General features: G+C 65.4%; 25 protein-coding genes, 1 tRNA gene and 1 pseudogene. 8 read left to right on the forward strand and 19 right to left on the reverse strand.

Going from position 1 to position 24149, the window contains the following annotated elements; genetic code table 11:
- Positions 1 to 41: 41 nt before the first annotated feature.
- Positions 42 to 1010: an FKBP-type peptidyl-prolyl cis-trans isomerase gene (locus NATOC_RS07485; RefSeq protein ID WP_015320822.1), complete on the forward strand. Its 969-nt coding sequence runs from the start codon at positions 42 to 44 to the stop codon at positions 1008 to 1010.
- A 105-nt stretch (positions 1011 to 1115) separates the two neighbouring features.
- Here the strand turns inward: NATOC_RS07485 and NATOC_RS07490 are convergent, their stop codons facing one another.
- The 6 genes from NATOC_RS07490 to NATOC_RS07515 form a co-directional block, all read right to left on the reverse strand.
- A complete protein-coding gene (locus NATOC_RS07490; RefSeq protein ID WP_015320823.1) occupies positions 1116 to 2549 on the reverse strand; it encodes an MATE family efflux transporter in 1434 nt (477 codons plus the stop codon).
- 150 nt (positions 2550 to 2699) lie between these two features.
- Entirely contained in the window at positions 2700 to 3374 is a 675-nt protein-coding gene (locus NATOC_RS07495) for a helix-turn-helix domain-containing protein (RefSeq protein WP_015320824.1), read from the reverse strand.
- Between the two features lie 173 nt (positions 3375 to 3547).
- Complete coding sequence (locus tag NATOC_RS23180) at positions 3548 to 4936, reverse strand: ABC transporter ATP-binding protein (RefSeq protein WP_015320825.1); 1389 nt, start codon at positions 4934 to 4936, stop codon at positions 3548 to 3550.
- The gene (locus NATOC_RS23185; protein WP_015320826.1) at positions 4933 to 6408 is read right to left on the reverse strand and encodes an ABC transporter permease; all 1476 of its coding nucleotides are present in this window, start codon (positions 6406 to 6408) and stop codon (positions 4933 to 4935) included. Before NATOC_RS23185 ends, NATOC_RS23180 begins: the two co-directional genes overlap by 4 nt.
- A 15-nt stretch (positions 6409 to 6423) precedes the next feature.
- Positions 6424 to 7524 carry an extracellular solute-binding protein gene (locus NATOC_RS07510; protein ID WP_015320827.1) on the reverse strand — a complete coding sequence of 367 codons (1101 nt, stop codon included), beginning with the start codon at positions 7522 to 7524 and terminating at the stop codon, positions 6424 to 6426.
- Between the two features lie 123 nt (positions 7525 to 7647).
- Positions 7648 to 8262, reverse strand: coding sequence for an RAD55 family ATPase (locus NATOC_RS07515; protein ID WP_015320828.1), 615 nt, complete (start codon positions 8260 to 8262; stop codon positions 7648 to 7650).
- Between the two features lie 90 nt (positions 8263 to 8352).
- On the opposite strand from NATOC_RS07515, the gene pyrB reads away from it, so the two are divergent.
- The 3 genes from pyrB (at position 8353) to NATOC_RS07530 (ending at position 10823) form a co-directional block, all read left to right on the forward strand.
- A complete protein-coding gene (gene pyrB / locus NATOC_RS07520; RefSeq protein WP_015320829.1) occupies positions 8353 to 9291 on the forward strand; it encodes an aspartate carbamoyltransferase in 939 nt (312 codons plus the stop codon).
- A complete protein-coding gene (gene pyrI / locus NATOC_RS07525; RefSeq protein ID WP_015320830.1) occupies positions 9284 to 9757 on the forward strand; it encodes an aspartate carbamoyltransferase regulatory subunit in 474 nt (157 codons plus the stop codon). The genes pyrB and pyrI overlap by 8 nt, the downstream gene beginning before the upstream one ends.
- Positions 9758 to 9986: 229 nt before the next feature.
- Positions 9987 to 10823: a hypothetical protein gene (locus NATOC_RS07530; RefSeq protein ID WP_015320832.1), complete on the forward strand. Its 837-nt coding sequence runs from the start codon at positions 9987 to 9989 to the stop codon at positions 10821 to 10823.
- Between the two features lie 225 nt (positions 10824 to 11048).
- On the opposite strand, the gene NATOC_RS07535 is transcribed toward NATOC_RS07530, so the two are convergent.
- The 9 genes and pseudogenes from NATOC_RS07535 to NATOC_RS21785 form a co-directional block, all read right to left on the reverse strand.
- Positions 11049 to 11882 (reverse strand): hypothetical protein, encoded by an 834-nt coding sequence (locus NATOC_RS07535; protein WP_015320833.1) that lies wholly within the window; start codon positions 11880 to 11882, stop codon positions 11049 to 11051.
- Positions 11883 to 11977: 95 nt separating this feature from the next.
- Complete coding sequence (locus NATOC_RS07540) at positions 11978 to 12745, reverse strand: enoyl-CoA hydratase/isomerase family protein (protein WP_015320834.1); 768 nt, start codon at positions 12743 to 12745, stop codon at positions 11978 to 11980.
- 83 nt (positions 12746 to 12828) lie between these two features.
- A complete protein-coding gene (locus NATOC_RS07545; protein ID WP_015320835.1) occupies positions 12829 to 13497 on the reverse strand; it encodes a helix-turn-helix domain-containing protein in 669 nt (222 codons plus the stop codon).
- A 120-nt stretch (positions 13498 to 13617) separates the two neighbouring features.
- A complete protein-coding gene (locus NATOC_RS07550) occupies positions 13618 to 14496 on the reverse strand; it encodes an ABC transporter permease (RefSeq protein ID WP_015320836.1) in 879 nt (292 codons plus the stop codon).
- Positions 14493 to 15425, reverse strand: a complete 933-nt coding sequence (locus NATOC_RS07555) for an extracellular solute-binding protein (protein WP_015320837.1) — start codon at positions 15423 to 15425, stop codon at positions 14493 to 14495. The genes NATOC_RS07550 and NATOC_RS07555 overlap by 4 nt, the downstream gene beginning before the upstream one ends.
- Positions 15426 to 15511: 86 nt before the next feature.
- Entirely contained in the window at positions 15512 to 16024 is a 513-nt protein-coding gene (gene mobB / locus NATOC_RS07560; RefSeq protein ID WP_015320838.1) for a molybdopterin-guanine dinucleotide biosynthesis protein B, read from the reverse strand.
- A gap of 123 nt (positions 16025 to 16147) precedes the next feature.
- Positions 16148 to 16591 carry a hypothetical protein gene (locus tag NATOC_RS07565; protein ID WP_015320839.1) on the reverse strand — a complete coding sequence of 148 codons (444 nt, stop codon included), beginning with the start codon at positions 16589 to 16591 and terminating at the stop codon, positions 16148 to 16150.
- Positions 16588 to 17052, reverse strand: a pseudogene (locus NATOC_RS07570) (DUF7342 family protein); the annotation flags it as partial. The pseudogene NATOC_RS07570 and the gene NATOC_RS07565, both read right to left, overlap by 4 nt.
- A 91-nt stretch (positions 17053 to 17143) precedes the next feature.
- Positions 17144 to 17461, reverse strand: coding sequence for a hypothetical protein (locus NATOC_RS21785; RefSeq protein WP_049888704.1), 318 nt, complete (start codon positions 17459 to 17461; stop codon positions 17144 to 17146).
- Positions 17462 to 17473: 12 nt separating this feature from the next.
- Here NATOC_RS21785 and NATOC_RS21790 point away from each other — a divergent pair, with 12 nt between their 5' ends.
- From NATOC_RS21790 to NATOC_RS07585, 3 genes are all read left to right on the forward strand, one after another.
- Complete coding sequence (locus tag NATOC_RS21790) at positions 17474 to 17647, forward strand: hypothetical protein (protein ID WP_157224599.1); 174 nt, start codon at positions 17474 to 17476, stop codon at positions 17645 to 17647.
- Between the two features lie 200 nt (positions 17648 to 17847).
- Positions 17848 to 18075: a hypothetical protein gene (locus tag NATOC_RS07580; protein ID WP_015320841.1), complete on the forward strand. Its 228-nt coding sequence runs from the start codon at positions 17848 to 17850 to the stop codon at positions 18073 to 18075.
- A 3-nt stretch (positions 18076 to 18078) separates the two neighbouring features.
- Positions 18079 to 18501: a type II toxin-antitoxin system VapC family toxin gene (locus tag NATOC_RS07585; RefSeq protein WP_015320842.1), complete on the forward strand. Its 423-nt coding sequence runs from the start codon at positions 18079 to 18081 to the stop codon at positions 18499 to 18501.
- Between the two features lie 375 nt (positions 18502 to 18876).
- Here NATOC_RS07585 and NATOC_RS07590 read toward each other — a convergent pair.
- A tRNA-Lys gene (locus tag NATOC_RS07590) sits at positions 18877 to 18950 on the reverse strand.
- Positions 18951 to 19097: 147 nt separating this feature from the next.
- Between NATOC_RS07590 and NATOC_RS07595 the strand changes: the two genes are divergently transcribed.
- A complete protein-coding gene (locus NATOC_RS07595; RefSeq protein WP_015320843.1) occupies positions 19098 to 20549 on the forward strand; it encodes a DHH family phosphoesterase in 1452 nt (483 codons plus the stop codon).
- On the opposite strand, the gene NATOC_RS07600 is transcribed toward NATOC_RS07595, so the two are convergent.
- The 3 genes from NATOC_RS07600 to NATOC_RS07610 all read right to left on the reverse strand — a co-directional run bounded on the left by NATOC_RS07600 (position 20550) and on the right by NATOC_RS07610 (position 24121).
- A complete protein-coding gene (locus tag NATOC_RS07600; RefSeq protein ID WP_015320844.1) occupies positions 20550 to 20846 on the reverse strand; it encodes a PRC-barrel domain-containing protein in 297 nt (98 codons plus the stop codon).
- A 72-nt stretch (positions 20847 to 20918) separates the two neighbouring features.
- Positions 20919 to 22028: a phosphotransacetylase family protein gene (locus NATOC_RS07605; protein ID WP_015320845.1), complete on the reverse strand. Its 1110-nt coding sequence runs from the start codon at positions 22026 to 22028 to the stop codon at positions 20919 to 20921.
- Positions 22025 to 24121, reverse strand: coding sequence for an acetate--CoA ligase family protein (locus NATOC_RS07610; RefSeq protein ID WP_015320846.1), 2097 nt, complete (start codon positions 24119 to 24121; stop codon positions 22025 to 22027). The genes NATOC_RS07605 and NATOC_RS07610 overlap by 4 nt, the downstream gene beginning before the upstream one ends.
- Positions 24122 to 24149 lie beyond the last annotated feature (28 nt).

The raw sequence follows: 24149 nt of genomic DNA on the forward strand, positions 1-24149 counted from the left end.
AAAACGTCGTACTTAAATGTGGACGGGCGGACGTACAACGTATGACCGAGGAAGAGGAGGCCGAACTCGAAGCGCAGGCCGATGACGTCGACGAGAACGCAGACGCCGACGAAGCCGAGGGGCTTCAGGCCGGCGACTTCGTAAAGCTCGCGTACACTGCCTACACCACCGAGGACGACCAGCTGGTCGACACGACCGACCCCGAGGTCGCTGAGGAAGAAGGGGTCGACGACCAGGCCGAGGAGTTCGAGCCGCGAACGCTCGTCCTCGGCGAGGGCCACATCTTCGACGAGGTCGAGGACGCGATCATCGGTGGCGAGGTCGGTGACTCCGGCACCGTCACGATCGAGGCCGCGGAGGCCTTCGGCGAGTACGATCCGGACGACGTCCAGACCGTCAGCGCCGAGAAGATCGACGAGGACGACCGCTACCCCGGCGCGAACGTCCAGATCGACGGCAAGCAGGGCTACATCAGCACGATCGTCGGGGGCCGCGCCCGCGTCGACTTCAACCACCCGCTCGCGGGTGAGGACGTCGAGTACGAGTACGAGGTCGTCGAGGAAGTCGACGACATCGAACAGCAGGCCGCGGGCCTGTTCGAGATGTACCTCGGGATGGAGCCCGACCTCTGGATCGAGACCGACGAGGTCGAGGAGGAGGTTCCCGTCGAGTCCGACGAAGACGACGAGGACGAGGACAGCGAGCCTGAGTTCGAGACCGAGGTCGTCGAGAAGGAGACGCTCTACCTCGAGGCTACGCCCCAGATGACGATGAACCAGCAGTGGATGATGGGCAAACAGCAGATCGGTCAGGACGTCATCGACAAGCTGGGCGTCGACCGGGTCATCGTCCAGGAGGTCATCGACGGGATGGGCGGCATGGGCATGCCCGGCATGATGGGCGGCATGGGCGGCGGTGCAGGCGGCGAGGCCGACATCGAGGAGGCCCTCGAGGAGGCCGACGTCGACGCCGACGAGATCGTCGAGGAGCTCGAAGGCGCCGAAGAGTAACGGTTCGACCGCTCGTTTTTTCGGACATCAGCGTCGATAGCGCGCCGTACGGCGCTCTTACGGCGCGTTTCCCGACCCCGATCGGAAACCGGAACCGTAGCGACGTCAGTCGTCGCTCGGCGCGCCGCTCTCGAACGAGGACGGCGAGCCTGCGTCCTCGGTGAGATCACCCCGTCGCCACGTGCCGCGACGGAACCAGAGGGCCGCGCCGACGGCGCCAACCAGGTGGGCCACGGCGAAGGAGAGCCAGACGCCCGTCGGTCCGAGCGCGTTCGCGGCTGCCCACGCGACGGGGATCTGGACGGCCATGAACGCGAGCAGGACCAGCCCCGCAGCCGTCCCCGTCATCCCGGCGCCACGGAACCCGCCGATGTAGACGTACATCGCGCCGAAGAGCCCGAAGGTGGGCGCCACGTAGTAGAGGAACGTCGCGCCGGCGTCGACGACGGCCGGATCGTTCGTAAAGAGCGCGACGATCGGTTCGGCGACCAGCGTCGAGAGCACGCCGGCGGCGGTCAGGACCACGAACAGCGCCGCCGCGGTGAGGTGGTTCGCCCGCGCTGCGCGCTCCGGCTTTCCGGCGCCGACGTTCTGGCCCGTCATTGTCTCGACGCCTTGCGAGAGCGCCATCGCCGGCAGTACGATCACCGAGAGGATCCGCGTCCCGATCCCGTAGGCTGCGACGACCGGGGTCGCAAACAGCGCGACGACGAACAGCAGCAGCGACATCGACAGGGCTCGGCTGGCGCCCTCGAACGACGCCGGCAGCCCGATGCGGACGAGTTTCACTCCGTAGCTCGGGTCGGGAACTAGCTCCCGAAGCCTGATCCGAACGCCCCGGTACCCCCGGAACATGAGCCAGAGGCCGACCGCGAGCGTGAGTCCGCGGGCGATGATCGTCGCGTAGGCCGCCCCGGCGATGCCGAGTTCGGGGATCGGGCCGACCCCGAAGATGAGCAGCGGGTCGAGGACGACGTTGATCACGACCGAGACGAACATAATCAGCATCGGCGTCACGGTGTCGCCGTACCCCCGCATGAGCGACATGAACATCAGGAAGCCGAAGACGAAGACCAGCCCCAGCGCGTAGATGCGCATGTAGCTCGCTGCGGCCGCGATCACCTCGGGTTCGGCGGCAAACAGCGCCAGCACGTCCTCGACGACGAAGTAGCCGAACACGCCGAGGACGAGCGCACCGATGATCGAAAACGAGACGGTCTGGGCGGCCGCGTACTCGGCGTCGCGTTCCCGGTCCGCACCGACGTACTGGGCGACGAGGACGCTGCCCGCGACGGAGAACCCGATCGCGAAGGAAATCAACAGAAAGATGATCGGAAAGGCGAAGCTGATCGCCGCGACCTCCGTCGTCCCGTACCGCCCGAGCCAGAACGTGTCGGCGACGTTGTATGCCGTCTGGAGCACGTTCGTGATGATCAGCGGCAGGGAGAGGTAGAGCAGCGGTTTGACGATTCCGCCGTCGGTCAGATCGACTTCCTCGTGGACCGAAAACGTTCGTTCGAGGTGTTCCCGAACCGTCACTCGACGATCCCTCCTCGGGACCTGAACGGATCGCGCTCGTCGGTCATGTATTAACTGACCGTTCAGTCAATAAGTATCTTCTGACTCCAGCACTGGCTCGGGAGGACGGAAAGCGAGAGGAACTGAAACCAACCGTCGGCTTCGGGACGATCAGTCGGAGAGGCTCGGGGACGGGGAGGGCTCGGTCTCTTCAGGCGTCACGTCGAGTTCGGAGGTGACCAGCGACCGGTAGGCACGGCGCAGTCGCTCGGAGAGCGCCTGGTGGGAGATGTCGAGCTCGTCGGCGAGCTCCTGCATCGACACCTCGCGGGGGATGTCGAAGTAGCCGTGGTCGACGGCCGCGACCAGCGTGTCGTACTGGCGCTGGGTGAGCCCGGCCTGGGAGTGGCTCTCGGCGCTCGTGTCGTACAGACGGATGATCGTCGGACTGAGCTCACGATCCTCGAACGCGTCGTAGATCGCGCTCGCGTCGCTTCGCTCCTGGACTCGAATGTTCAGCACCCAGGAGCCGTCGGGCGCGGAAGCGTCGAGGATCGTTCCGCCCTCCTCGAGCACCAGCTCGAAGACGTCGGTCGTCTCCGGGCTGAACTCGACGTTGTACAGCCACTCCTCGTCGGCGCCGTTGACGCAGGTGTAGTGGTCGATCGCCGAGGCTTTCTCCAGCCCGTCCTCGATCTCCGCTCGCGGCGCGTCGGAGAGCCACAGATCGTGTCCCTTCGAGACGACAGTGGTCTCTGCCTCGCAGCTAAGCGACGGAACGGCGTTGAACAGTTCCGCCAGTCCAGTCCCCTCGCCGGAAATCTCGAGATTGACGATCGAGGTCATGTGTTCACTTCTATACACAGGCTGAAACGGTATAGGGGCGTTTCCAAACCCTTTTGACGCTATCTCGATGAATTTATATTTATCCTATAATTCTTTGTTTTTTGACTTTCGAGATCAGGCGTACGTTCCGGTGAGCGCCGCCGCTGACGGTACAAGCGATGACGTTCGCCGAGCTACTCCCGCGGGAACGCCGGCAGCGCGTGGGTCGCGGTCACCGAAACGTCGACCGCCGTTCCCGTCTCGTACCAGTCGTCGTGAGACTGGCGACTCGAGACGCACTCGCCGCCGTCGAGTTCGATCCGATAGCGGACCGTCTCCCCGTCGAACCGCCTGTCGACGATCCGGCCGTCGCCGGCCGAGGTCGGCGTTATCGCCACGTCGTCGGGCCGAACGAGGACGTCGACGCGCCGTTCGTTCTCTGGAAGCAGGACGCGGTCGGCGTCGAACCGTCCGATCGGTGTCTCGACGACCCCGTCCGCGAGGCGCCCGGGGAGGTAGTCGCCCCGGCCGAGGAAGTCGGCGACCATCCGCGAGGCGGGTTTCATATACAACGCGCGCGGAGACGCGAGCTGTTCGATCCGTCCGGCGTTCATCACGGCCGTGCGGTCGCCGACCGAGAGCGCCTCCGCCTGGTTGTGCGTGACCCAGACGGCGGTGACGTCGACCTCGTCCAAGATCCGCTGGACGCTCTTTCGCATCCGAGCCCGGAGCCCGGCGTCGAGATTCGAGAGCGGCTCGTCGAGCAACAGCACCTCGGGGCGGGGTGCCAGCGACCGGGCCAGCGCGACCCGCTGTTTCTGCCCGCCCGAGAGCTCGTCGGGGTAGCTGTCCCGGTACGCCGAGAGGCCGACGAGATCGAGCAGCTCCGTGACCGTCTCCGCCCGTTCCTCGTCGCTTTCTCCGTCGAGCCCGAAGCCGACGTTCTCGGCGACCGTCTTGTGGGGAAAGAGCGCGAACTCCTGGAAGACGATGCCGACGTCGCGTTCCTCGGCGGGGCGGTAGGTCGTCCCATCCGCGAGCGTCTCCCCGCCGATTCGGATCGTCCCGCCGTCGGGGCGCTCGAGCCCGTCGATCAGCCGCAGGGTCGTCGTCTTGCCACACCCCGAGGGGCCCAACAGCGTGAGGGTCTCACCGCGGCGCACCGACAGCGAGATCCCGTCGACCGCGGGACGGCCGTCGTAGCGCTTTCGGACGTCCTCGAGCTCGAGGACGACCTCCCGCTCCCCGGAGTCCGCATCGCTTGCGGCCGACCGCGAGCTCGCGCCGTCGACGGTCGTGCCGCCGTCCATCACGGCTCGATCGCTCGTCCGGTCTGGAAGCGGTCCGTCCTCGTCGCTCGGGGCGTCGTCCCGGTTCCGGCGCCACTTCCGTAGGACCGACAGCACGGCGGGGTAGTCCCGGGAGACCACGCCGAGGATCGAGAGCCCGGAGATGAACACGAGCACGAGCGCCGGCACGGCGGCGTAGCCGTAGTAGGCGTTTCGCTCCGCGGCCCAGATGAACGTCGCGAGCGTGTCGAACCCGGTCGGCCGGAGCAACAGCGTCGCCGGCAGCTCCTTCATCCCGTGGAGAAAGACCAGCGCCGCGCCGGCGACCAGCCCGGGGAAGACGAGCGGAAGCGTAATTCGACGAACGCCTGGAGCGGCGTGTTCCCCAGCGATCGGGCGGCCTCGACGAACTGCGGGTTGACGTAGAGGATCGCGGTGCGGGTCGAGCCGACGGCCAGCGGGAGGTAGAGCACGACGTAGGCGAAGACCACGAGCGGCACCGTCTGGTAAGCCGAGGGGAGATAGCGTGTGGCGAAGTAGACGAGACTGAGCCCGATGACGACGCCGGGGACCGCGAAGCCGACGTAGGTCGCCCGCTCGAGGACGCCCGACAGCGGCGAGGGGTGGCGCGCGGCGAGATACGCCACCGGGAGCGCGAGGCAGGCGGCGACGGCCGCGGCCAGCGCGGAGACGGTGACCGAGTTGAGCGCGTAGCTCGGCTCGAACCCGAAGCTCCCGGCGTAGGCGTCCGGCCCGGTGAGCAGCCAGGAGAAGAGAAACCCGATCGGGACGAGGATCGCGAGCGCGACGATCGCCGCGGGAACGATCAGCGCGGGCCAGCGCCAGCGGCCGAGCCGGATCGTGTACGGGCCCGAGCTCCCGCGAGCGCTGCCGTGGAGCCGTTCGTGGCTGCGGACCTGGGACTCGACGAGGAGGATCACGAGCGTGATCGCGACGAGATGCAGCGAGAGCATGGCCGCGTAGTCGTGGGCGAGGGCGTTGTACTCGAGGTAGATCTGGCGGGTGAACACGCTGAGCCTGAGGATCGCGGGGACGCCGAAGTCGCCAGCGGTCTCGAGGGCGGTGAGCAACGCGCCCGCGGCGACGGCCGGTTTCACCATCGGGAGGACGATCCGGACGAAGACCTCCCGAACGCCGGTCTCGAGGCTCCGAGCGGCGTCGACGTAGGTCTTGTCCAGCGCCCGGAGCCCCGCGATCGTCGTGAGGTAGACGAACGGGTAGTTGTACAGCGTGAGGACGAACACCGTCCCCGGCATCCCGTAGATCTCGGGGAGCGAGTCGACGCCGAGGGGGGCGAGCACCGACTGTAATCGGCCCTGCGGGCCCCACACCGAGACGAACGAGAACGCGGAGACGAAGCTCGGAACGACGAGCGGCAGGGAGAGCGCCACCATCCAGAACCGTTTGAACGGGAGGTCGGTGAGAACGGTGAGGAAGGCAAGCGGCACCGCGATCAGGACCGACAGGGTCGTCACCGCGACGATCAGGACGACCGTGTTGAGCAACACGTCGAGCATCCCCCGCCGGAGGACGATGGAGACGGCCCGGTCGAGGTCGACGCTCAGGGCGACGACGCCGATCCAGACGACCGGGATCACGACCGTCGCGGCGACCGCGCCGGCCAGCAACGCGAGCCCGACCGGCGTCCGCTCGCCGTCGTCGTCGTCGCCGTCGTCGTCCTCGCGTCGCTGGTGCTTCTCGTCCGGGTAGTCGTCGACGGCCTCGAAGGGGGAGAGCGAGGACATGTGGGTGAACGCCGCTCAGAACGGCACGCCCACGTCCCGCAGGATCTCCTGGGCCGGTTCGGGCTCGGCCAGCTCGTTGAGATCGAACTCGGGGGGTTCGAACTCGTCGGTCGACGGCACCTCCTCGATCGGCTCGACGCCGTCGACCGTCGGATACTCCCAGGTCGTCGTTGCGAAATATTCCTGGGCCTCCGCCGAGACGAGATGTTCGACGAACGCCTCCGCCGTCGACTGGTCGTCGCTGTCGGCCATGACGGCTCCCCCGGTGACGTTGTACATCGCGCCGGCGTCGTCGCTCGTAAACGCGATGTCGTAGGCCTCGCCCGGACTATCCGCGAGCGTGTAGTGGTTAGTGAGCCCGACGCTGACCTCGCCGTCGGTGACCGCCTGCGCCAGCCCGCTGTCTCCGCCGGGGGAGATCTCGGCGTCCTGGTCGTTCGTCAGGGTCTCGACCCACTCTCGGGCCTCGTCCTCGCCGTGGATGACGATCATCGCCGTCAGAAACGCCTGCGTCGACCCCTGATCGGGAGGCCACATGATGTCGCCGGCGAAGCGGTCGTCCTCGGCGTACGCGAAGATGTCCTCGGGCAGGTCGTCGGCGTCGTAGGCCTCGGTGTTGTATGCGACCGCCCGATACCGCCTGGTGAACCCGATCCAGTGACCGTCGGGATCCCGGGACCCCTCGTCGACGTGATCGAGGACGTCCCCCGAGAGCTCGACCGTGTACCCGTCGTCTTTCAGGTCGGTCATCGACTGGGTCTCGCTCCCGTAGAAGACGTCCGCCGGCGTCTCGTCCTCGGCCTCGATCGCGCCGACGAGATCGGCGGTGTCGTCGTAGCGCACCTCCAGCGAGAAGTCGTCGTATTTCGATTCGACGTGTTCCATCAGCTCGCCGATTCGCGGTTCGCTCCGGCCCGAGTACACCGTCAGCTCTCCGCTCAGATCGGGTAGTTCCTCCATCGATACCCCGCCGGGATCCGGCCGCCCTTCCACGTACTCCGGATCGCCGAGGACGTCCTGGTCGTCGGTCCCGCCGAGACAGCCGGCCGTCAGTCCGATCGCGGTGCCCCCGATCGTCGCGAGCGCGGTGCGTCGCGTCGCCACCCGTTGTTCCATGGTACCGTGGCTATACGAGGGGAGTGATAAACCCCCGCTTCCGGGTACGGTCCTTCGTTGAACAGCTGTACACGCACGGCCGCCTCGTGGACCGACCGCGACGTCGGTGCCGTCGACGAGCGATCAGGCGATGTCGCGGCTCGTGTCGATTTCGACCGCCCCCGTGAGTTCGAGCGTGATCGCCCCGGTTGGCTGGCCCCCGTCGCGGAACTTCGGGACCGTCAGGGTCGTCTCGAGGCGACCGCCGGCGCGTTCGGTGTAGAGCTCGAAGACGGCGTCCGCGGCGTGAAGCGTTCGCGTCCGGTTGGCGGGCGCGTCACCGCGCAGGCAGTGAACGACGGCCGCACCGTCGGTCTCGAGCAGCCGTCGCTTGAGGGTGGCCAGAAAGTCGACGTAGGCGTCGACGTCGTTTCGCTCGAGGCGATCGATCGGGTCGACGATCAGGAACGCGCGGTCGGACAGCCCGTCGACGGCCCGCGTGGCGTCCTCGAGGTCGTCGAGGACGTCGATCCGCGGATCGCCGACGGCGGCGGGCGAGCGCTCGAGGGCATCGCGAACGGCCCGCGCCGGGCGCTCGGTCGACAGGTAGCGAGTCTCGCGAGCGGCGGTCAGCTCGTAGAGTGGCAGCTCCGACTGGCTCGCGGGGGTCGCAGTGTAGGCGACCAGCGAACCCGTCGGCAGCCCGCCCCCGAGCTTGCGATCCAGCACGTCGATCCCGGTCCGGAGCCGATCGGCCATGCGGTCGACGAGGTTGTGACAGCGACGGTATAGCTTTTCTCCCCACGAACAGGGAGATTCAAGGGGTTCGCAGGCCCCGTTTCCAACGAGATGCGCCACGACCACGTGATCACCAGCAAACACCTCTCGCGGGCCGACATCGAGACCGTCCTCGACCGGGCCGCCGAGATCGCCGCCGATCCGTCGGCCGTCGCGGATCGCCACGCCGGGGCGTTGCTCGGACTGCTCTTTTTCGAGCCCAGCACGCGAACGAAGATGAGCTTCGAGACCGCGATGAAACGCCTGGGTGGCGACGTCGTCGACATGGGCTCGGTCGAGTCCTCGAGCGTCAAAAAGGGCGAGACCCTCGCCGACACTGTCCGGGTCATCGAGGGGTACGCCGACGCGCTCGTTTTGCGCCACCCCAAGGAGGGTGCGGCGACGATGGCAAGCGAGTTCGTCGACGTCCCGCTTTTGAACGCCGGCGACGGGGCCGGACAGCACCCGACCCAGACCCTGCTCGATCTGTACACGATCCGCGAGAACGCCGGGCTCGACGACCTGACGATCGGAATTATGGGGGACCTGAAGTACGGCCGGACCGTCCACTCGCTGGCCTACGCGCTCTCGAACTTCGACACCCGTCAACACTTCATCAGCCCGGAGAGCCTGCAGCTCCCTCGGGAGGTCGTCTACGACCTCCACCAGCAACAGGGCGGTCGGGCACAGCTCCGCGAACACGAGACCCTCGAGGACGTCCTGCCCGAGCTGGACGTCCTCTACGTGACCCGGATCCAGCGCGAGCGGTTCCCCGACGAGTCGGAGTACCGGAAGGTCGCAGGCGAGTACCAGATCGATACGGAGACGCTCGAGGACGCGGGCGACGACCTGACGGTAATGCACCCGCTCCCGCGAGTCGACGAGATCGCACCCGAGATCGACGACACCGACTACGCCGCGTACTTCGAGCAGGCCCACAACGGCGTTCCGGTCCGGATGGCGCTGCTCGATTTGCTCCTGAGCACGGACGGAGGTGGTGGCGATGAGTAACGACGACCGCGGCGATCACGAGCTACGAGTCAGCAAGATCCGCAACGGGACCGTCATCGACCACATCCCGGGCGGCCAGGCGCTGAACGTGCTGGCGATCCTGGGAATCGACGGCAGCGAGGGCGAGGAGATCTCGGTCGGGATGAACGTCCCCTCCGATCGGCTCGCGCGCAAGGACATCCTCAAGGTCGAGGACCGGGAGCTGAGCCAGGACGAGGTCGACGTCCTCTCGCTGATCGCGCCCGACGCGACGATCAACATCGTTCGGGAGTTCGACGTCGTCGAGAAACACCGCGTCGACCGTCCCGCGGTCGTCGAGGGCGTCCTCTCCTGTCCCAACACGGGCTGTATCACCACCGGTGACGAGCCCGTCGACTCGCGGTTCGACGTCCTCGACGACGGCGTTCGCTGCGAGTACTGCGAGACGATCGTTCGCGAGGGGATCGCGTCGCTGATCGAGACCTGAGCGGCCGACCCATCACTGTCAGGGAAAGAACCCATAATTGATAAGTAGCTACCACCCCATCCTCCGGTAGGTATGTCCCGCGTAGCCAAGATCCTGATCGCCACGTTCGCTATCGCCGTCGTTTGGAAGGTCGTCCTCGGTGGCACCTCCGACGTCGAGTACGAGTATCAGCCGGTCGAGGAGTAGCCGATCCGAACGGCTTACGGCCCCGTAGCCGCACACGGTTCGTATGCACGGCGTCGTCACCCGCAACGAGGACGAGATACGGTGGCCGGAGTTCGACCGCGGCTTCTACGAGGTCAAAGACGTCACCGGCAGGTCCGCCGAACCGATCGAAGACGCGGTGAACATGGTTTCCTGTTTCGGCGACAACGCCGCGGCCGACGCGGATCCCTCGCTGGTCCCGGTCGACGATCTGGGGCGGCCGGCGACGCGGGATCGGAAGTACTTCGACTGGGCCTATATCTGTCCCTCCCGCGAGGAGTACCGCGAGGGACTGTTCGAGATCATCGACGACTGCGCCGCGGCCAACGGGGACGTGCGGCTGGACGACATCGGCTTCCCCAGGGAGGAGTACTGTCGGTGCGGAGTCTGCGAACAGCACTTTCAGGAGAGCGAGTACGACGATCGCTTCGAGTGGCGCGCCAGCGTCATCACGGAGTTCGTCGCGGAAGCGGTCGAGCACGTCCCGGGGCGGGTCTACATGACGCTGTACCCCGATCCGTACCCCGGTCACCTCTACGAGCGGGCCGGGATCGACCTCGAGGCCCTCGAGGAGTACGTCGACGAGTTCGTCGTCCCCCTGTACGATACGGCCTACGAGACGACCTACTGGCTCGAGACGATCGCGAAGGGGTTCGAGAGCGCACTCGAGACGCCGTTTAGCATCGAGCTCTACGCGGTCAACGTCGACGTCGACAACCTGATCCACGCGACGGAGGTCGCCGAGAGCTACGGGAAGGACGTCTTCTTCGGCTACCAGGCGTCGAACGCCAGAGCCGCGTTGCGGCGCCGTCGGGCCGACGAGCGCGACGGGGTTTCCCACGGCGAGCCGGACGGCTCCTGAGCGGAGTCGGCAGACGGATTCGCTCTGCAGCGACCGAAGACCGTCGTCTCCGTCGGCACTCGAACTCCGAATTTAGCGCCGATCGGGCGCAGGCCGAAGTCGGCCTGCGAACGGCCCGAGTCCGAAACGTCCCCACTGAGTCCTGTCCGTCGACAGCAGTGGCATCTGTACGCCGCCCCACGGCGGCGTTTCGGTGGCCGTCGGAGAAGGGGTCGGTCTGGTTGATTACCGGGTGTCGCCGACGCGGTCGTCGTCATCGTCACCGATCAGGTCGTCATCGTCGTCGTCGCCAATCAGGTCGTCATCGTCATCGCCAACGAGGTCATCATCGTCGTCGCCAATCAGGTCGTCATCGTCATCGCCAACGAGGTCGTCATCGTCATCGCCAACGAGGTCATCATCGTCGTCGCCAATTAGGTCGTCATCGTCGTCGCCAACGAGGTCGTCGTCATCGTCGTCACCGATCAGGTCATCGTCATCGTCGCCAACGAGATCGTCATCATCGTCGTCACCGATCAGGTCATCATCGTCGTCACCGATCAGGTCATCATCGTCGTCACCGATCAGGTCATCATCGTCGTCACCGATCAGGTCATCGTCATCGTCGCCAACGAGATCGTCATCATCGTCGTCGCCGATCAGGCCGTCATCATCATCGTCACCGATCAAATCGTCATCGTCGTCGTCGATGAACTCGTCGTCATCATCCTGGAACGTATCGCCGCCTCGATCCGCCGTGTCAGTGCTACCGGTCGCCGCTTCGGCGCCAGCCGTCGTCCCGGCGCCGGCCGCGCCGGTATCCGCTCCGGAGCTAGACTCGAGATCACGCTCGAGGTGGACCTCGTCGTCGGTCACCTCGGCGACAGCCGGCTCCTGGAGGGGGTACATGTTCTCGTCGGAGTCACCCCAGCCGAGTTTCGCCTTGATCGTATCCGTGATTCCCGGATCCGGTTCGACGTGTGCGGTTCCGTGCTCGACGTCCGCGACGAGTCCGACCTCTTCGCCGTCTGCGTTGATAACGGATTTTCCGATGTCGTCGTCGGTAAACTCTGGGGACATTGCGTTTCGAACCACAACGAAGCGCCGTACAATGGTGTTGCTTGCGGTGGCTTGCGACTCGAGTGTTCTCGCGGGCGAAATCGAGAGTCCGTCAACTACTCGTCGAACTCGGGTTTACGCCCCTCGAGAAACGCCGCGACCCCCTCCTCGTGGGACTCCGAACCGCGGGCCTGGACCTGCAGGGTGTTCTCGTAGTCGACGGCCTCCCGCCAGTGGCGAGCCATGTTTTCGTGGAGGGCTTGCTTGGTCATCCCGATCACGTCGGTCGGTCGCCGTCCGAGTCGGTCGACGGTCTCTTCTACACGGTCGTCGAGCTCCGCCGCGGGAACGGCTTCGTTGACCAGTTCGAGGTCGGCCGCCCGCTCGGCGTCGAAGAACTCCCCGGTGAACGCGAGCTTCTTCGCCGCCCGCAGGCCGACGATGTGGGGCAGCATGAACGTGCCGCCGGTGTCGGGAATGAGCCCGACCCTGACGAACGCACAGGAGAAGGTGGCGTCCTCGCTCGCGTAGGCGATATCCGAGAGGGCGACGACGGCCAGCCCCGCACCGATCGCGTCGCCGTTTACCTTCGCGACGATCGGCACGCGCGACTCGAGCATCGCCTCGACCACCCGTCCGAACGTCTCGGTGACCTCCTCGTAGGACTCCCGCGGAGGGCTGGGCGGCTCGGCCATCGCTTCGATATCTCCGCCGGCGCTGAACGCGTCACCCTCACCGGTGATGACGACCGCGTGGTGCTCGTCCGGCTCGGCCTGCTCGATCGTCTCGGCCAGCTCCGTCGCGGCCGTCTGGCTCATCGCGTTGAGAACGCCCGGTCGGTCGAACCTGATCTCGAGGACGCCGTCGTCGCTGTCGACGTGCATACGTCTACACGTCGCGGACGGATCATAATTGTACGCGGTGTGGCGCCTCGTGCGGTCGCGTTCGGCCCGGAGCGGGGAGAGGGTTAGTCGGACGGAACCGGCGGGGCGGTCGTCTCCTCCTCGGCGACGTTGAGCTCGGACGTGACCAGTGCCCGGTAGGCACGGCGCAGGCGCTCGGAGAGCGCCTGGTGGGAGATATCGAGCTCTTCGGAGAGCTCCTGCATCGAGACCTCTCGGGGGATCTCGAAGTAGCCGTGGTCGATCGCCGCAACCAGCGTCTCGTACTGGCGCTGGGTGAGGCCACACTGGGAGTGGTTCTCCTCGGCGACGTCGAACAGCCGGACGATCGTCGGCGTGACGTCGTGGTCGACGAGTCGCTCGTACAGCGAGCTGACGTCCTCGCGCTCGAGGACGCGGACACTCAGGAGCCAGGAGCCACCGGCGGCCGACGCGCTGAGGACGGTGCCGTTCTCCTCGAGGACGAGCTCGAAGGGGTCGACGGTCTCGGGATCGAACTCGACGTCGTACAGCCAGCGGTCGTCGTCGCTGCTGATCAGCGCGTAGTCGTCGACTGCGGTCGCCTCCGAGAGCGCGGCTTCGATCTCGTCCTGCGAGGCGCCCGACAGCCACAGTCCGTGGCCGCTCGAGGTGATAACTTGCTCCACCTCGCAGGTCAGCGACGGAACGGCGTCGAACAGCTCGCCCAGCCCGGTTTCCTCGCCCGGAATCTCGAGGTCCGCGATCGATGTCATACTTCCCGATACTGGAGGAATCACAATAACCGCACTTCCAAACTTATCAGCACCCGCATTGGTGAATTTCAACAGTTCTTTTCTTTCAAATCAGATGATTGGATCGGTACGGAACGGGCCTCAGAACCGGTTCGGTGAGCCGACGACGAACTGGACAAACCCGACGACGACGAGCGTGATCGCAAGCAGTGCCAGCGCGATCGGGATCACCGCCTCGAGGCCGTGAGAGATGTACGAGACCCAGATCCGGGTCGGGATCGTTCGCGGGTTGTACGCGACCATCATCGTCGCGCCGAACTCGCCGATCGCCCGGACGAACGTGAGGACGATCCCCGCGGCGATGGCGTTCCGGGCCAGCGGGAGCGAGACCAGCCGCGCGCTCTCGAGAGGGGTTCGGCCCAGCGTGCGCGCGGCCTCCTCGAGACGCGGGTCGACGGCGTCGAAGCCCGAACGGGCGGTCACGACGAGAAACGGCGCGGCGACGAACGTCTGAGCGAGGACGATCCCCGCGTAGCTATCTGTCAGCGGGACGCCGACGGCGGCCGCGGCGGCGCCGATCGGGGTGTACCTGCCGACGAGGGTCAACAACATCGCGCCGCCGACCACCGGCGGGATCACCAGCGGCAGGAGGACGGCAGCCTCGACGAGGCGCTTGCCGGGAAACGAGCCTCGCGAGAGCACGTACGCCAGCGGGACTCCAAGGACGGTCGCGATCGCCGTCGAGATCGGCGCGGTCAGCAGCGAGGCGGCGATCGCCTCCTGCACCGCGGGGTCGGCCAGCGCGGCCGAGACGTCGACGGACCGAACCTGGGCGAGAAATGCCACGAACGGAACGACGAGATACACGAGCAACACCGCACCGACCAGTGCGGGGATGCCAACCCCCCTGGTGAGCCGATCGAGCCCTCGGCCGACCGACGCCCACCCCGGATCGGTCGTTCCGTCGTCGTCGGAGCCGGCCCGTCCCGTGGGACTCGCGGTGACGTCGTCGGCGCTCACGGCTCGATTCCCTCCGGCAGTTCGCCGTGTGCCCGCGGGAGCGACTCCCCTCGCCGGAGTCCCTGCTCCTCGAGCAGCGTCCGGTTCTCGAGGAGAAACGAGAGGAACTGCTGGCCGACCTCGGCGCGGTCGGCATCGCGTCGCACCGTCGCGTTGTACACCGTCGGCGACCCCTTCGTCTCGTACCCCTCGTCGGTGGTGTAGCTCGCCTCGGCGTACCGGTCGGCGTACTCCGGGGTCCCAAAGTTGTAGGCGTCGGGCAGCTCGAGGAAGGGGACGTCGTGGTCGACGGCCATATTCCGGTACGCGACCGCGCAGGCCCGGTTTCCGGCCTCGATTCCCGACAGCAGCTGTGGCTCGTTGGGCTCATGGTAGGCCCGCTCGACCATCGCGTCGCGAAACCCATCGAGGCCGTACTCGCGTTCGGCCAGCTCGAAGAGATGGACCGCCCGGTACCCCAGCGGATCCAGGTCGGGATCGCTGATCGCGAGCTCCCCCTCGTCGGCGTCCTCGAGAACGTCGTACCACGGATCGCCGTCCTCGAGCCGCGCGCCCGGCTCGGTCTCGGGAGTGTAGGCGATCCCGACCTCGTTTGCCGCGAACTCGACGTCCCAGTCGGCGTGGTCGGGGTAGAGCCGATCCCGGAGCAGTTCGACGTCGGCGCTGATCACGACGTCGGGGTGTTTCGATCCGTCCTCGACCATCCGCATGACGGCGTTCGCGCCGTGGTACTCGCCCTCGTAGGCGATCCCGGTTTCCTCCTCGAAGGCCGGACCGACGTGGTCCTCGAGGACGACCGCCAGGCTCCCCGCCGAGAGGATCTGCACCCGGTCGTCACTGCCGAGACAGCCCGCCCCGAGCCCGAGCCCGCCGATCGCGGCCACCACCGCCCGCCGGCTCGCGGTCGATCGATCGTCGTCTCCGCGCATACATCAGCCGTTCGCACCCTTGGCCCATTATCACTCGTTTCGATTCCAACACCGCGGGAAGATAACCAAATTCAGTTACGTTCCGGTCAGTCCCCGTCAGCCGATCGCTCCTCGAGCGGGTCGAGCGCCAGCACCGTCTCGACGAGCGTCGCGAGGTCGTCGCGTCCTCGGCCGACGACCTCGCCGCCGACTGCGTCGGGGTCACGATCCCCGACGAGGATCGTCGGCAACGGTGCCTCGGCAAACCCCTCGACGAGGACGACGTCGTAGCCGCGACGGTCGAGGCGCGTGAGCACCCGCGACAGCGCCCGGAGTTCGGAATCGGTGGTCTCGAAGTAGTCGGCGTCGGGCTCGCGGGGCGGCTCCTCCTTCCCGCGGGCGGTGATGTCGATGGTCAGCTCGGGCGTGACCCCGACGACCGTCTCGGCGCCCGCGGTGCGGTGGCGGTGGGTGTCCGCACCCGGCGTGTCGATCTCGATGTCGTGGTGAATCGACTTGACGGTCGCGACCCGTCCCGCCTCGGCCAGCCGGGGGACGAGCTTCTCGACGAGGGTCGTCTTCCCCGAGTCGCTGGGGCCCGCGAGACAGACGGCTCTCATGGGTTGGGTGGGACGTCCTCGGGGGCGATCGGATCACGGTCGCGCACGTCGTGCATACGTGGAAGTGGGCGACGTTCGCCAATAGCCGTTGGGATTTGACGGTCCGAAATCCGATTCGTCGTACTACGGCTCCCAGAAGGCGCGCTGGCGAGCTTCGATTTCCGAGAGCGCCATCGAGAGGACGTCCCGCCAGTCTTCCGGGTGCGACGTATCGTCACCAGGTGTCGGGGCGTCAGGCCCTGGATGGACGTGGTCACGACTGTTGTGATTGGATGGATGTCTGTCCCATCGATGGTCGAACTCGGTAGCGTCGTGCTCTTCGTGGTAGTGAAGCGAGAAATCCCCGTTCTCGAACCAGACTACCTCCAAGCAAGCGACGTGAATCCGCTCCGGATAGAACCGCCGATCGTATACGCAGACCAACCGCTCGGGGGCAAACGCCGGCTGACCATCGAGTCGTTCAAAACGATCGCTAGCGGCAAATCGCTCCCGGATCGCGTCGAGCCGATCAAAATCGATCGGTGCGCCGCTACACCCGTCGGCCGACCGTTCGTCCTCGTCGGTCATACTGCGGACTGGAGATCAGCGCTGTCACCGGTGGCGAGTGCCCGTTCTAGAAGCATCACCCGACGACGGGCCGTTCGCCACGCGGAAAGTTGTTCCCAGACGGCTTCGATGGATCGGTCGGTTTCTTCGGCATACTGTGCTATCGAGACGGCGTCGGGGGACGTGGCGTCGAATTCTCCCTCGAAGGTCTCCGTCCGCTCTACTTCTGACTCCAGCAGATCCAGGAGGGCCTTAGTAGTGTACTCCTTCCGAAGCGTCTGAACGCGACGCCAATTTAGATATTCCTGGTTACGTTCGTAGGTAGCTGGTGATTCCGTAACCTGCGTTACGATCCCCATCTGCTCGAACCAGTCCAAGTACTCGCGTGCAGCATCGACACCGTGACCCGCAAGTTCGGCTACGTCGCTCGCCGTCGCCGGCTCGTCGAGTGCGAGGACCGTATCGAAGAAATCGTCTCGCGTCGTGGTTTCCGAGCCAGGAGAGACTCAATCTACGGGCCTAACGTTCCCCGAGTGTGTCGACGCAGACGGGAACGAAGGCTACGTCTATGCGTCAGTGACTCGCATCGAAGAGGTTGAGGAAGGAGTCGACGACGAAGAGTCTGAGGAAGACGACGAAGACGAAGACGTCGACGAGGAACCGGAGGAAGAACCGGACGAGGACGAAGCAGAAGACGATGTCGGCGAAGAGCCCGAGAAAGATGACGAAGACGTCGACGAAGAGCCGGAAGAGGACGATCATGACGACGAAGAAGACGACGTTGACGAAGAATCCGAAGACGACGTCGACGACGAGGACGATCACGACGATCGCGACGACAAACCAGAGGAAGACGAGAAGGAAGAAGACGTCGACGAGAAGGACGACCACGAAGAGCGTGAGGTGGACGAGAAAGACAACGATGTCGCCGAGAAGGACGACGACTGTCCCGACGACGAAGCCGACGAGGCCGAGTCGAAGGACGAGAAGTCGAAGGACAAGAAGTCGGAGTCGAAAGACGACTACTGTCCCGAAGAAGAGCCAGAGCCGAAGCCTGAGCCCGAGGACGACTGCTAACGGGTAGCTACTCGTTCTCGAGTTTCCCGGGGACGTCTGAGTGGACCCAAATACACTATCCGATTTGTTTTTGCGGACCGAATTGCATTATAAACGGAGCTCTGTGGGACTGAAAAAAAGATTATTCAAACGCGTAGTTCGAATTAGTAGTAATATTTTGGGGAATGCTTTTGTAATACACCATTGTACTACTACACAGTATGACGGCAACAGTCTCAGCAAAAATTCCCGACGAGATGAAAAAGGACATCGAGGACGAGGATATCAACGTCAGCGAGGTCATCCGGAACGCCCTCGAGGAAGAGTTAGTCGAACGTCGGCGTGAAAAGCTCCGCAGAGATGCATCGTCTCTTCGGGAGAAAGTCGGTGACGGAGTTGAAACCGAGGATATCGTCTCTGCTGTTCGCGAAACGCGGGAGGATCGATGAGCTGTGTCGGACTCCTATTTGTTTGATGCGAGCTCCCTCGTCGATATCGTCCTCGGAACGGGAGGCGTGGACGTCGATATTGACGTCTTATTCGATGAGCACATCCTGGATTTGACGAAGTACGAAGCCGGGAACGCGGTATGGAAAAATGGTATTACTCATGATAATTTGAGTGACGATGAGATCGCAGACGCAGTCGAGCTTATCGATGACCTCAAATACGAGCTCGAGATCGAGGAGGCTCCCGGGAACGGGCTCGAATGGACAATGCGTGTCGCTGAGCGCAACGGGTTGACATTTTATGACGCATCATATCTTGCTGCTGCGGAACTCAACGATCTCAAGCTGATCACCGAGGATGGGCCTCTCGAGGATGCAGCGAAGGAACAAGATATTCCTGTCGGGTCGATATCTGATCTGAAGTGACCCTACCGTTCAGGAATTCTCAGAACCGCAAGAGGGTGGAGTCGGAAGTAGATGGTTGGTGGGTTTGACGGTCATTGGCCAGTTGCACGCTTACCTACGCTGCTTCAGAATCGGAAAGGTGGTACAAACGACAATCGGTTACTGAACATATTCTTCGTATTCAACAGTCAATTCTTGTCGTCTCCCGAGGACTTCAACAGAACCTCTCATCCCACCCTTCCGCGATTAACATCACGTAATTACAACAGGATATTCTAAGCGGTCAATTCGCACGTGGAGTGTGCAGTCGATTCACGTAAATAAATCTCTAAAGAAGAGGGTTTCAACAGAGCCCTGCTGTCGAATAATACGACTCAAAATCGTGAGGAGCAAAAGCGGGCCGGGCGCGATTTGAACACGCGACCGTCTGATTAAGAGTCAGACGCTCTGCCGGACTGAGCTACCGGCCCTGTACCTCCGACTTTCGGACGCGGATAAATATACGTTTCCCTTGGTAGGCGCCGTGTGAGAGGTCTCCAAACGCTTTCGACGCGTGCGTGCGCTGACGTGCCACTCTTCGAGAACGTTAAGTAGGGTCGGTTCGACCTCACGGTCACATGAGTACGGGGGTTACGATCTCGTCGATCTCGGACTACGCGATTCTCGGCTGCGGGAGCGTAGGGTACGCCGTCGCCGAGGAACTCGTCGAGCAGGGGAAAGACGTCGTAATCATCGACCGCGACGAGAGTCGCGTCGAATCCCTGCGCGACCAGGATCTCGACGCCCGCACGGCCGACATTCGCGAGCCCGAAGCCGCCGACCTCGTCGCCGAACGGGACGTCGTCCTGATTCTGGCCTCCGACGTCGAGGCCAACAAGGCCGCCGTCGAACACATCCGCTCGCGAAACGACGAGAGTCAGTTCCTCGTCGCGCGCGCGAGCGACCCCGTATCGGGCGACGAGCTCTCGGAACTCGGCGCCGACATCGTCATCAACCCCTCGTCGGTGATCGCCGAATCCGCGCTCCGGGCCCTGGAGTCGGGCGAACTGGAGTACAACGCCGAGAAGCTCGCCCGGCTGCTCGAGTCGACCGACTCGCGGCTGGCGATCCTCACCCAGGACAGCCCCGATCCCGACTCGATCGCCAGCGCGGCAGCCATGCAGGCGATCGCCAACCACCTCGGGATCGAGGCCGACATCGTCTACCTGGGCGACGTCGGCCACCAGGAAAACAGGGCGTTCGTCAACCTGCTGGGGATCGATCTGGTCCAGTGGGACGAGATCGACGACCCCGGCCAGTACGACACCGTCGCGCTGGTCGATCACGCGACCTCCTCCCAGATGAGCCTTGGCGTCGACATCATCATCGACCACCACGAGGCCGAGGACGCCTACGATCCCGAGTTCGTCGACATCAGGCCGAACATGTCCTCGACGTCGACGATCATGACGAAGTACATCCAGGAGTTCGACATGAACGTCTCCGAGGAGGTCGCCACCGCCTTGCTGTACGGCATCCGCGCGGAGACGCTGGATTTCAAACGCGACACGACCCCCGCCGATCTCACCGCTGCGGCCTACCTCTACCCGTTTGCCAACCACGACACCTTAGAGCAGGTCGAGTCGCCCTCGATGTCCCCCGAGACGCTTGACGTCCTCGCGGAGGCGATCACCAACCGGGACGTCCAGGGGAGCCACCTCGTCTCGAACGCCGGCTTCGTCCGCGACCGGGAGGCGCTGACCCAGGCCGCGGGCCACCTGCTGGATCTCGAGGGGGTGACCACGACCGCGGTCTTTGGCATCGCCGACGAGACGATCTTCCTGGCCGGTCGCTCGAAGGACATCCGCATCAACATCGGCAAGGTGTTAGACGACGCCTACGGCGAGATCGGCGAGACCGCGGGCCACTCGACGCAGGCAAGCGCCGAGATCCCGCTGGGGATCTTCACGGGGATCGAGATCTCCGAGGGGACTCGCGACACGCTGCTGGAGCTGACCGAAGAGGCGGTCAAGCGAACGCTGTTCGACGCGATGGGCGTCGACGGAAGCGAAGGATCGAACGGAAACTGATCAGGCGACGATCTCGTCGGATTCTTCCTCGTCGGGGTCGCGGACGCGCTCGACGACGTCGTTGATCAGGATGACGTCCCCGACCGACCGCACCCAGCGGTAGGGGACGATCACGCCCTGTCCCGCGTTGACCTCCTCCTGGAACAGCTCCGCGTTGAGGTTGCCGAGCGCGAGCCCCTCGATGGTCTGTTCGCTGATGTTGAGTTTGAGATCCTCGACCTCGCCGACGAAGACGCCGTTGTTCGAGTAGACCTCGCGGCCGACGAGCGAGGTAACCTCCTGGTGAGTGTCGTCCATGCCAGAGGTCATGGGTGGACGGCTCTTAACTTTTGGTCAGACGCGATCTGTCGGCCGAGCGGACCGTGGCGGTCACTCCGCCAGAAGTTCCTCGACGGCCGTGTGGTTGGTCAGCAGCCGTTCCATCCGCTCGACGGTCTCGGCGTCACGCGTCCGCCCGCTTCTGATGACGTCCTCGGCGCGTTCGACTGTCGTCAGCGTATCCGTCTGGACCGAGAGGATCGGCATCCCTTTCTCGGTAGCCTGGCCGACGATCGCTCCGGACGGACGGTGCCCGCCCGTGAGGATGAGACAGCGGACGCCGGGTGCTTCGAGGGCGGCCGTATGGACCTCGGCGCGGTCGCCGCCGGTGATGACCGCGGCGTCTTTCGTCCGCCGGAAGTGTCGCAGGGCGCTGTCGGCGCCCATCGCCCCGACGGTAAAGCGTTCGACGTAGGCGTCGTCCCCGGCGTCGACGAGCGTCGACGCGCCCAGCTCCTCCGCGAGCTCGGCGACGGTGACGCCCGCGAGGGTTCGTTCGCTCGGGATAACCCCGTGGACCGTGACGCCGCGTCCCTCAAGGAAGGGGACGACGTCGGTCTCGAGCCCGTCGTAGGCCGCCTCGGAGACGTCGTTGAAGATGACACCCTCGAGGCGGTCGCCGAAGGTTCGGGCGGCCGCCAGCACGTCGTCGGCGTCGCCGGGCACCTCGTAGGGTGCGACCAGCACCACTCGGGCGTCGAGCAGCTCGGCCAGATCGGCGTCGGCGAGCTCGATGATTTCGCCGACCTCGTAGCTGCCACCGCCCTCGAGGAGCATCCGATCGTGATCGGCGGCGAGCGAGTCGAACGCCTCCCGGACGCGCTCGCGGATCTCCGCGGGCTGTTCGCGGCCACGGATCGCCTGCTCGACGAACGTCGGCGAGTAGACGACGGGCTCGAGGTCGTGCATCTCCGCGTCGAGGTCGAGCAGCTCCCGGGCGAGCATCGGGTCCTCGTCTAAGGTCTTGCCGACGTTGCTCTGCAGGCGGGTCCCCTTCGGCTTCATGTAGCCGACGCTGTCGCCGTCCTCGTGGGCGAGGCGAGCCAGCGCCAGCGCGATCGCCGTCTTGCCGGTGCTCTCCGCGAGCGAGGCGACGAGGATCGGCTGGACGGAGCTGTCGGCGGTCGATTCGGTCTCGGTGTCGGTGTCGGTGTCAGTCATAGTTCGTCGGTGTCGACGGTGAGTCGGAGGTCGATCGCCTGTACGCCATCGGGGCCGGCCACGAGCGGGTTGACGTCGAGTTCGAGAATCGACGGGAAGTCGGATACCAGCTGGGAGAGCCGCTGGATCGTCTCGACGACGCCGTCGACGTCGGCCGGCTCGCGGCCGCGGGCGCCCCGCAACAACGGCGCGGCCTGGATCTCGTCGACCATCTCACGGGCCTCGTCCTCGCCGATCGGGGCAACCCTGACGGCGGTGTCCTCGAGGATTTCGACGAAGATTCCACCCAGGCCAAAGAGCAGCAGCGGCCCGAACTGCGGATCGCGGTTCATCCCGACGATCGTCTCGGTCGCAGACTCGAGGTCGAGCTGTTCCTGGACCTGCACGCCCAGAACGGTCGCGTCGGGCTGGTAGTTGCGCGCCCGGGCGACGAGGTCCTCGTAGGCGTCGTAGACGTCGTCATCGGCGACGCCGATCTTCACGCCGCCGATATCCGACTTGTGGGAGATGTCGGGGCTGACGATCTTCATGACGACGTCGCCCTCGATCGATTCGGCGACGTCGCGGGCGCGGTCGGGGTCGTCGACGATCTCGCCGTCGGGCGTCGGGATCCCGTAGGCGTCGAGCAGCGCCATCGACTCGACGCCCAGTCGGTTATCCTCGCGGTCGTGGGCCCGCTCGAGGATCTCCCGGGCGCGCTCACGGTCGACGTCGAAGGTGGTCGGCTCGCCGATCGTCCGCTCGCTGACGTCGCAATAGCGTGCCAGCGCGTCCAGTCCCGCGACGGCCCGGGACGGATCGAAGTAGTTCGGAATGCCGAACTCCCGGAGCACCTCCTCGGCGGCCCGGGCGCGCTCGCCGCCCATCAGGCAGGTGACGACGGGTTTGTCGTGTTCCTCGCGTTTCTCAATGACGACCTCGGCGAGCTTGTCGTACTCGAGGACGGCCGTCGGTGCGCTGACGACGACCGCGCTCCCGACGTTGGGGTCGTCGAGCGCGGTATCGAGCGCCTCGCGAAAGCGCTCGACGTCGGCGTCGCCAATGGCGTCGATCGGGTTGTAGACGTTTGCCTCGTCGGGCATCGCCTCGGCGAGCGCGTCGATCGTCTCGTCGGTGAAGTCGGCCATCCGGAGCGAGGAGTCCCCGACCGCGTCGGTCGTGAGCACGCCGGGACCGCCGGCGTTGGTGACGACGGCGACGCCGTCGCCGTCCGGCTGGGGCAGTCCGGACAGCGCGCGGGCATAGTCGAACAGCTCCTGGACGGACGTCGCCCGGATCACGCCCGCTTGCTCGAGACCTGCCTCGTAGGCCCGCTCGCTGCCCGCGATCGCGCCGGTGTGCGAGGACGCCGCCTGCGCGCCGGCGTCGGTGCGGCCGGACTTGACCAGTACGATCGGGGTGTCGTCGGTCACCTCGCGGGCCGTCCGGAGGAACGCCTGGCCGTCGTCGATATCTTCGAGGTAGCCAATGATGACGTCGGTGTCGGCGTCCTCGCCCCACTCGCGGACGAAGTCGGTCTCGTCGAGGACGGTCTTGTTGCCAAGCGAGACGACGTCCTGGAAGCCGATCCCCTGTTCGTTGGCCCAGTCCAGCACGGCCGTAATAAAGGCCCCCGACTGGCTCATAAAGGAGATCGAGCCCTCGAGGGCGTTCTCGGGGCCGAACGTGGCGTTCATCCCGTTCGGCGTCGACATCACCCCCAGGCTGTTCGGTCCGACGACGTTGAGGTCGTACTCCGCGGCGAGTTCGCGGAGCTGTCGCTCCCGCTTGGCGCCCTCGCCGCCGGTTTCGGCGAAGCCGGCGGTGATGACGACGACGTCGTCGATGCCTGCCTCGGCGACGTCCTCGATGGCGTCGATTACGATCGTCGGCGGAACGACGACCACCGCCAGATCGATCGGCGGCGCGGCCTGTACGTCGCGATAACACTCGAGTCCGAGCACTTCGTCGCGGTTGGGGTTGATCGGGACGACCTCGCCCGCGAACCCGTCTCGCAGGTTCTCGAGGATCGCCCGACCGACGGCGCCCTCGCGGTCGGTGGCGCCAACCACGGCGACGGTCTCGGGTGCAAAGAGATCGGATAACCGTCCCATCGCCCTGGTGTTCGCCAAGGACGCGGTT

The organism is Natronococcus occultus SP4 (assembly GCF_000328685.1).
GTDB classification, from domain to species: Archaea; Halobacteriota; Halobacteria; order Halobacteriales; family Natrialbaceae; genus Natronococcus; species Natronococcus occultus.